8 protein-coding genes are annotated in these 7,011 nt (G+C 70.4%); 5 read left to right on the forward strand and 3 right to left on the reverse strand.

Annotated elements, in window-relative coordinates; translation table 11 throughout:
- Positions 1-23 precede the first annotated feature (23 nt).
- A complete protein-coding gene (locus ACWD0F_RS30885) occupies positions 24-896 on the forward strand; it encodes a metal ABC transporter permease (protein WP_449881482.1) in 873 nt (290 codons plus the stop codon).
- Entirely contained in the window at positions 893-1,267 is a 375-nt protein-coding gene (locus tag ACWD0F_RS30890; RefSeq protein WP_449881459.1) for a Fur family transcriptional regulator, read from the forward strand. Before ACWD0F_RS30885 ends, ACWD0F_RS30890 begins: the two co-directional genes overlap by 4 nt.
- Positions 1,268-1,270: 3 nt before the next feature.
- Here the strand turns inward: ACWD0F_RS30890 and ACWD0F_RS30895 are convergent, their stop codons facing one another.
- A complete protein-coding gene (locus ACWD0F_RS30895; RefSeq protein ID WP_449881461.1) occupies positions 1,271-2,176 on the reverse strand; it encodes a DMT family transporter in 906 nt (301 codons plus the stop codon).
- A 71-nt stretch (positions 2,177-2,247) separates the two neighbouring features.
- Between ACWD0F_RS30895 and ACWD0F_RS30900 the strand changes: the two genes are divergently transcribed.
- A complete protein-coding gene (locus ACWD0F_RS30900; RefSeq protein WP_449881463.1) occupies positions 2,248-2,796 on the forward strand; it encodes a CGNR zinc finger domain-containing protein in 549 nt (182 codons plus the stop codon).
- Between the two features lie 260 nt (positions 2,797-3,056).
- On the opposite strand, the gene ACWD0F_RS30905 is transcribed toward ACWD0F_RS30900, so the two are convergent.
- Complete coding sequence (locus tag ACWD0F_RS30905) at positions 3,057-3,830, reverse strand: isoprenyl transferase (protein ID WP_449881465.1); 774 nt, start codon at positions 3,828-3,830, stop codon at positions 3,057-3,059.
- Positions 3,827-4,561 carry a DNA repair protein RecO gene (recO, locus tag ACWD0F_RS30910; RefSeq protein ID WP_449881467.1) on the reverse strand — a complete coding sequence of 245 codons (735 nt, stop codon included), beginning with the start codon at positions 4,559-4,561 and terminating at the stop codon, positions 3,827-3,829. Before recO ends, ACWD0F_RS30905 begins: the two co-directional genes overlap by 4 nt.
- 140 nt (positions 4,562-4,701) lie before the next feature.
- On the opposite strand from recO, the gene ACWD0F_RS30915 reads away from it, so the two are divergent.
- Complete coding sequence (locus tag ACWD0F_RS30915) at positions 4,702-6,228, forward strand: CDP-alcohol phosphatidyltransferase family protein (protein ID WP_449881469.1); 1,527 nt, start codon at positions 4,702-4,704, stop codon at positions 6,226-6,228.
- Positions 6,225-6,944: a DUF5941 domain-containing protein gene (locus tag ACWD0F_RS30920; protein WP_449881471.1), complete on the forward strand. Its 720-nt coding sequence runs from the start codon at positions 6,225-6,227 to the stop codon at positions 6,942-6,944. The genes ACWD0F_RS30915 and ACWD0F_RS30920 overlap by 4 nt, the downstream gene beginning before the upstream one ends.
- Positions 6,945-7,011 lie beyond the last annotated feature (67 nt).

Below are 7,011 nucleotides of genomic sequence, written 5' to 3' on the forward strand. Positions count from 1 at the left end.
CCCCGCCGGCAGGGGGAAATATGATCTTCGAACTGCTCCACGAGAGCCTCTTCCAGATGGCGCTCGTCGCCGCGCTGCTGGTGGGCCTGTGCGCGCCCGCCGTGGGCACGTTCATCGTGCAGCGGCGGTTGTCGCTCCTCGGCGACGGCATCGGCCACGTGGCCCTGACCGGCGTGGCCATGGGCTTCCTGACCGGCACGGCACCGGTCCTGACCGCCGTGGCCGTCTCGGTGCTCGGCGCCGTGGCCATCGAGCTGGTCAGGGCGCGCGGCCGGACGAGCGGCGACGTGGCGCTGGCGCTGCTGTTCTACGGCGGCATCGCGGGCGGCGTCATGCTCATGGGCATCGCGCCCGGCGGCAGCAACGCCAAGCTCAACTCCTATCTGTTCGGCGCCATCGCCAGCGTCACCCCGCTGGACATCTGGGTGATCGCCGCCCTGGCCGTCGCCGTGATCGCGGTCGTCGTGATCTTCGGCAGGGAGCTGTTCGTGCTCTGCCAGGACGAGGAGATGGCCAAGGCCAGCGGCCTGCCGGTGCGTTTCCTCAGCCTGCTGATCGCCGTGACGGCCGCGCTCACCGTGGTCATCGCCATGCGGGTGGTCGGGCTGCTCCTGGTCAGCGCGCTGATGGTGATCCCGGTGGCGACCAGCCAGCAGCTCACGCGCGGATTCCGTACTACGATGGGGCTGGCCATGATCTTCGGCGTGGTCGCCTCGGTGGGCGGGTTGCTGGCGTCCACCTACTCGGCCAAGGTGCCTCCTGGCGCCGCGATCGTGCTTCTTGCGCTCACAGGCTTCGTCCTGGCCCTCGGGGTCGGTAAATTCGTACGTCGAGGACGTACCCAGGAGTCAACAGTGAGCCAGCGCCCCCAGGTGCGCGTCGAGGAGGCCGCATGACGACGAGACGCGATGCCGTGCACGACACCCTCCGCAACAGCGAGGGCTTCCGCAGCGCGCAGGACGTCTACGCCGAGATGCGCCTGCACGGAGCCAAGATCGGGCTCACCACCGTCTACCGCGCCCTGCAGGCGCTGGCCGACGGCGGCACGGTCGACGTGCTGCGCACCGACGACGGCGAGTCCGTCTACCGCGCGTGCGCGACCGACTCCCACCACCACCACCTGGTCTGCCGCCGCTGCGGGCACACCGTGGAGGTCGCCGGGCCCGCGGTGGAGCGGTGGGCCGAGGCGGTGGGCACCGAGCACGGGTTCACCGAGATCACGCACACGGTCGAGGTGTTCGGCACCTGCAAGAGCTGCTCGGTCTGAGCGCTACACCTTCGCGGCCCGCCGGTCCGCGGGCGCGACGGGTTCGGGCTTGGGGCGGCGGGAGCCGTACAACACGCCGAGCACGATCACGGCGCAGCCGGCGAGCTGCGACCACGACGGGCGCTCGCCCAGCGCGGCCGTGGAGAGCGCCACCGTCGTCAGGGGCTGGACCAGCAGGAGCAGCGCGGTCAGCGCGGCGGGCTGCCGAGGCAGCGTGAAGGTGATCAGCGACCAGCCCAGCACCTGGGGCCCCAGGGCGAGCAGCACCAACCACCCGTGCGCCGGCCAGCCCGGGGTGAGGTCCGCGCCCCCGAACAGCGGGCTGAGCAGCGCGATCATCAGGGTGGCCACCACGGTCGCGTGCGCCAGCGGCCCCACGGCCCGCTCGGGCCCGGCCTTCATCAGCAGCAGGAACGCCGCGTAGGAGACGGACGTGGCCGCCCCGGCCAGCACGCCCATGACGGGATCGTTGCCGTAGGCGGCGCTGTCGAACACCCCGGAGATCAGCACCACGCCCGCGAACACCACCGGCGTCCCGATCATCAGCCGCGCCGAGGGCCGCTCCTTGAACAGCGCCCAGGCGGCGAACGCCACGATGAACACCTGCAGGTTGCCCAGCACGGTGGCCAGCCCCGCGCCCACATAGTCGATAGCGTGGTGCCAGAAGAGCAGGTCGAACGCGAACGTCACCCCCGCGAGCCAGGCCAGCACCACCCCCTTGACCGGCAACGGCCCCAGCCGCCGCCGTTCCAGCCAGGCCAGGACCAGCATGGGAGGCACGGCGTACGCGCAGCGGAACAACGCGGAGGTGGCCGGCGATACACCGGACAAGCGCACCAACGGCGCGGAGGTGGAGATGACCAGTGCACCGATCACCGCGATCAGCACGATACGGCGGTGTGCACTCATTGAAGCCCCTCGTCGCCCATACTGGAGATACGCTGCGACCACGCTAGATCCAGGCGCAGACAGGAGTCAACATGCCGTTTGGCCATGACACGGTGCACGCTTTGGCGACCGTTGTCGAGCTGGTCAACACCTCGCCGTCCACGGGCGGCGACGAAGGCCTGCCCGGCCTGGCCGAACTACAGGCGTTCGTGGAGTCCCGCGAGATCAGCGGCGTCCACACGCTGACCCCGCGCGACCTGGGCCAGACGCGGCTCGTCCGCGAGGCCTTCCACCGCGTCTTCGTGGCCCAGGACCTGCCCACGGCCGTCCGCACCCTCAACGCGCTCCTGTCCGAGACCCGCATCACGCCGCGGCTCACCGAGCACGACGGCCACCCGCTGCACGTCCACTACCACGCGGCGGACGCGACGCTCGCCGAGCACGTGGCGGCCGACTGCGGGGTGGCCCTGGCGCATCTGCTGGTGGACGGGGAGGTCGAGCGCCTGCGCACCTGCTCGGCGCCCGACTGCGACCGGGTCTTCGTGGACGAGTCGCGCAACCGGTCGAGGGTCTACTGCGACAGCCGCACCTGCGGGAACCGCATGCACGTGGCCGCCTACCGCGCCCGCCGCCGCGCCTGACCGGGCCTTCCGGACTTTAACCGGACCCCTCCGGGCCTCCCCGCGCCGGACCCCTTCGGGCCTGACCGGGCCTCTCCGCGCCCGACCGGGCCTTCGGGCCAACCCGGACCCCTCCGGGCCCAACTGGGTCTAACCGGGCTTCTCCGGGCTTCTCCGGGCTTCTCCGGGCTTCTCCGGGCTTCTCCGGGCTTCTCCGGGTCTCTCTGTGGGTGCGGGTGGCCGTTGGGCGGGTGTCCCGGCCACCCGGCCCGGCGGGCCGGTCAGACCTGGTTGGGGGTCGCTCCGCCGTAGCGCCGGTCGCGCTTGGCGTAGATCTCGCACGCCTCCCACAGGTCCCTGCGGTCGAAATCAGGCCACAACCGGTTGAGGAACACCATCTCGGCGTAGGCCGACTGCCACAACAGGAAGTTGGAGAAGCGCTGCTCCCCCGAAGAACGCAGGAACAGATCGACGGGTGGGATGTCCGGCTCGTCCAGATAACGGGCGAACACCTTCTCGTTGACCTTGGACGGCTTGATCCGGCCCGCGGCGATTTCCTGGGCCAGCTTGAGCGCCGCGTCGACGATTTCGGCCTGCCCGCCGTAATTGACGCAGAACTGCAACGTCAGCTTCCGGTTACCGACCGTCATCTCCTCGGCGGTCTGCAACTCCGAGATCACGCTCTTCCACAACCGCCCCGGCCGGCCCGCCCACCGCACGCGCACGCCCATGGCGTTGAGCTCGTCGCGCCGCCGCCGGATGACGTCCCGGTTGAACCCCATGAGGAAGCGCACCTCATCGGGTGAGCGCCGCCAGTTCTCGGTCGAGAACGCGAACGCGCTCAGATGGGAGACGCCCAGCTCCAGCGCACCCTCGATGACGTCGAACAGCGAGGACTCGCCCGCCTTGTGCCCCTCGGTGCGGGGCAGGCCGCGCGCCTTGGCCCAGCGGCCGTTGCCGTCCATGATGACGGCCACGTGCCGGGGCACCAGCTCGCGCGGGATCGGCGGCGGCGTCGCGCCCGACGGATGCGGGGTCGGAGGTCTTACGTTCACACGGGCTCCCTTTCGACGTGTCGGAGAGAGCGTATTCCGTGTTCGAGGTGCCATTGCAGATATGCGGCGACGAGACCGCTGCACTCACGGCGATGGCGTGACTCCGAAGCGTCGGCGGTGACCCAGTCGCCCCGCAACAACGCCGTCATCAGCCCGATCGTCTCCCCGGCGGGCACCGCCGAGCCGGGCGGCCGGCACGCCCCGCACACCACGCCGCCGGCCACGATGGCGAACGCCCTGACCGCCGGCGCCCGGCACCTGGCGCACGCGTCGAGCGCGGGCGCGTAACCGGCCACGGCCAGCGAACGCAGAAAGTAGGCGTCCAGGACGAGTCTGGCCTCGTGACCATGCTCGGCCAGCGTGCGCAGCCCGCCCACCAGCAGCAGGAACTGCCGCAGCGCCGGCTCCTTCTCCCCGTGCGTCAGCCGGTCGGCCGTCTCCAGCATCGCGCTGCCCGCCGTGTAACGGGGATAGTCGGCCGCCAGCGCCTCGCCGTACGGTCTGATCGTCTCCGCCTGCGTGACGACGTCGAGCGTGCGGCCGGTGTGAAGCTGCAGGTCAACGTGGGTGAACGGCTCCAGCCGGGCACCGAAGCGCGAGGTGGTGCGGCGGACGCCCTTCGCCACCGCGCGGATCTTGCCCGTGCGCTTTGCCAGAATGGTGACGATGCGGTCGGCCTCCCCGAGTTTCTGAGTGCGTAGAACCACGCCTTCGTCACGGTAGAGACTCACTCGGACATCTTACGGCCGCCCTGGGACGGAGTAAGGGGCATGCTCTGGTGACACGACTTTGCGTCACTCTCATTAGACTTTGACATCTGTCCCCGCATTACCCGTTGTTCAACCCCCCGCTACTGCCTCGAAAGGGAGTCATGACCCGCGTGGTCCTGCTGGGCGCCTCGCCCGGCCCCGACACCTCTCCGACCGGCCTGAGGCTGGCCGCGCTGCCCGGCGACCCCACCGTGGCCGAGCGGCTGCGCAGCCAGCTCTCTTCCCTCGATCCACGACCCGCCACGATCCCGTCAGGTGACGTGGCCGCCGCCCTGCGCGACCTGGCCGACGTCGCGGAGTCCGCGACGGAGAATCTCCTCATCCTCCCGGAGAACTCGGTCGTCCACGACGAGCTGATCTACCAGATCACCAAGACCAAGCGCGGTGCGCTGGCCCTCGTCGCGAAAGAGCCACGCCCGGGGCTGACGGAGGAGGCGCAGTTCGAGGACAACTCCCCTGAGGAGGCCGTGCCGATCGACGAGGCGGAGCCCGAGATCGGCGGCAACCTCGTCGAGGGGCTGCCGGTGCGCGCCCGGGTCGGCAAGTCGCGGGTGGTGTCGGTCGGCACGGCCCATCACGGCGTGACGAGGCCCAACGCCGTGCTGCTCGGCCCGCTGCACGTGAGCGTGCGCAACGCGCTCGTGCTGGCGGAGACCTGCCGCGAGCTGGCCACCTTGGCCCACACCTTCGGCCAGGACGACGACCTGGTGCAGCTCATCGTGTTCGGCCTGGTGCGCAACGGCGTGTCCGTGGGCATCCGGGGGCGCCGCGACCTGTTCTACCGCCGGGTCACGACCCAGGAGGAGATCAACGAGGCCGGCGCCGAGATGATGGGCATGGACGAGGACGGGGCCCGGCTCAACCACGCGGTCAAGGGCGCCGACGGCTTCTTCACCACCTACTTCGTCTCGACCTACTCCCGCTTCATCGCCCGCTGGGCCGCCCGGCGCGGCCTGACGCCCAACCAGGTGACGCTCATCTCGATCGCGCTGGGCGTGGCCGCCGCCGCCTGCTTCGCCACGGGCGACCGTCCGTGGATGGTGCTCGGCGGGGTGCTGATCTACTTCGCCTTCGTCTTCGACTGCGTCGACGGTCAGGTGGCCCGTTACGCCCGCAAGTTCGGCGTGCTGGGCGCCTGGCTGGACGCCACGTTCGACCGGTTCAAGGAATACGTCGTCTTCGCCGGCCTGGCCGTCGGCTGGGTGGTCTCCGGCAACGGCGACGACATCTGGATCCTGGCGCTGGCCGCGATCGGCCTGCAGTCGGTGCGCCACCTGCTCGACTTCTCCTTCGGCGTCTCCAACCGCCGCAAGGCCCCGTCCAAGCTGCCCACGGTGGCGCTGGACGCACCCGACGACCGCGGCCTGCGCCAGGCGCTCGTGCGCCGCAAGGAGGAGCGCAGCCAGGGCGTGCGGGGCGTGCTCAAGATGTGGACCAAGGCGGGCCGGTTCCGAGCGGTCCACTGGGCCCGTAAGATGATCGTCTTCCCCATCGGCGAGCGGTTCGCGGCCATCGCGATCACCGCCGCCCTCTTCGACGCCCGGATCACCTTCATCACTCTGGTGATCTGGGGCTCAGTCGCCGCCGCCTACACCCTCACCGGACGCCTCATGAGGTCGCTCGTATGATCACCCAACCGCAGGCCATGGCTACCCCCACGCCGGACCCCGACGAGGAACGCCGCCGCATCCAGACCGCCCGCCTGCTCGCCTATCGCGACGACGGTCCCTTGACCCAAGCCCTTGCCACCAAGATCGGCAAGGGCCTGCCGCCCGTGCCGGCCACCCTTGCCGCCTTTCTGATCGTCATCGCCATCACGGTGACCGGCCTCCTCAAGCCGGGCCCGATCCTGCTGCTGCCGGTGCTCGTCATGTTGCTGCTCGTGCTCCCCACGGCGCCGCGTGACCACCTGGGCCGCTTCGACTGGCTCACGCCGCCGCTGCTGCGCGGCGCCGAGTTCTTCGCCATGATCGCCATCGGCCTGGCCGCCGGCGCGCCGAAGTGGCTGCTGTTCGTGCTGGTCTACGTCGTGGGCTACCACACCTACGACACCGTCTACCGGACGCGGCAGAGCATCTGGCCGCCCGCGTGGGTGTTCCACGCGGGGCTGGGCTGGGAGGTGCGCCTGCTGATCATCGGTGTGGGCGCCGCCTTCGACGTGCTGACGCCGGTGCTGGCGGTGCTGACGGCCTATCTGTTCGTCTTGTTCGCGGTGGAGAGCGTGACGAGCTGGGTGCGCCTCGACAAGGCCTCCGCCCAGGCGGGCGCCGACGCCGAACAGGACTTGGAGGCCTCTCCTGAGGACGTCCTTGAGCAGGCCACCGGCGAGGCGGAGAAGGGCTGAGTGTCTCTCCGCTTCGCCGCGGCGCCGCACGTCATGTGCGGCGCCGCGGCGAAACAAGCGCGGCGCC

Source organism: Nonomuraea sp. NPDC002799 (genome assembly GCF_053592075.1).

Excerpts from the sequence above, each read along its gene's own strand:
- ACWD0F_RS30890 (WP_449881459.1), top strand. The coding sequence starts at position 893 with ATGACGACGAGACGCGATGCCGTGCACGACACCCTCCGCAACAGCGAG.
- ACWD0F_RS30895 (WP_449881461.1), bottom strand. The coding sequence starts at position 2,176 with ATGAGTGCACACCGCCGTATCGTGCTGATCGCGGTGATCGGTGCACTG.
- ACWD0F_RS30900 (WP_449881463.1), top strand. The coding sequence starts at position 2,248 with ATGCCGTTTGGCCATGACACGGTGCACGCTTTGGCGACCGTTGTCGAG.
- ACWD0F_RS30915 (WP_449881469.1), top strand. The coding sequence starts at position 4,702 with ATGACCCGCGTGGTCCTGCTGGGCGCCTCGCCCGGCCCCGACACCTCT.
- ACWD0F_RS30920 (WP_449881471.1), top strand. The coding sequence starts at position 6,225 with ATGATCACCCAACCGCAGGCCATGGCTACCCCCACGCCGGACCCCGAC.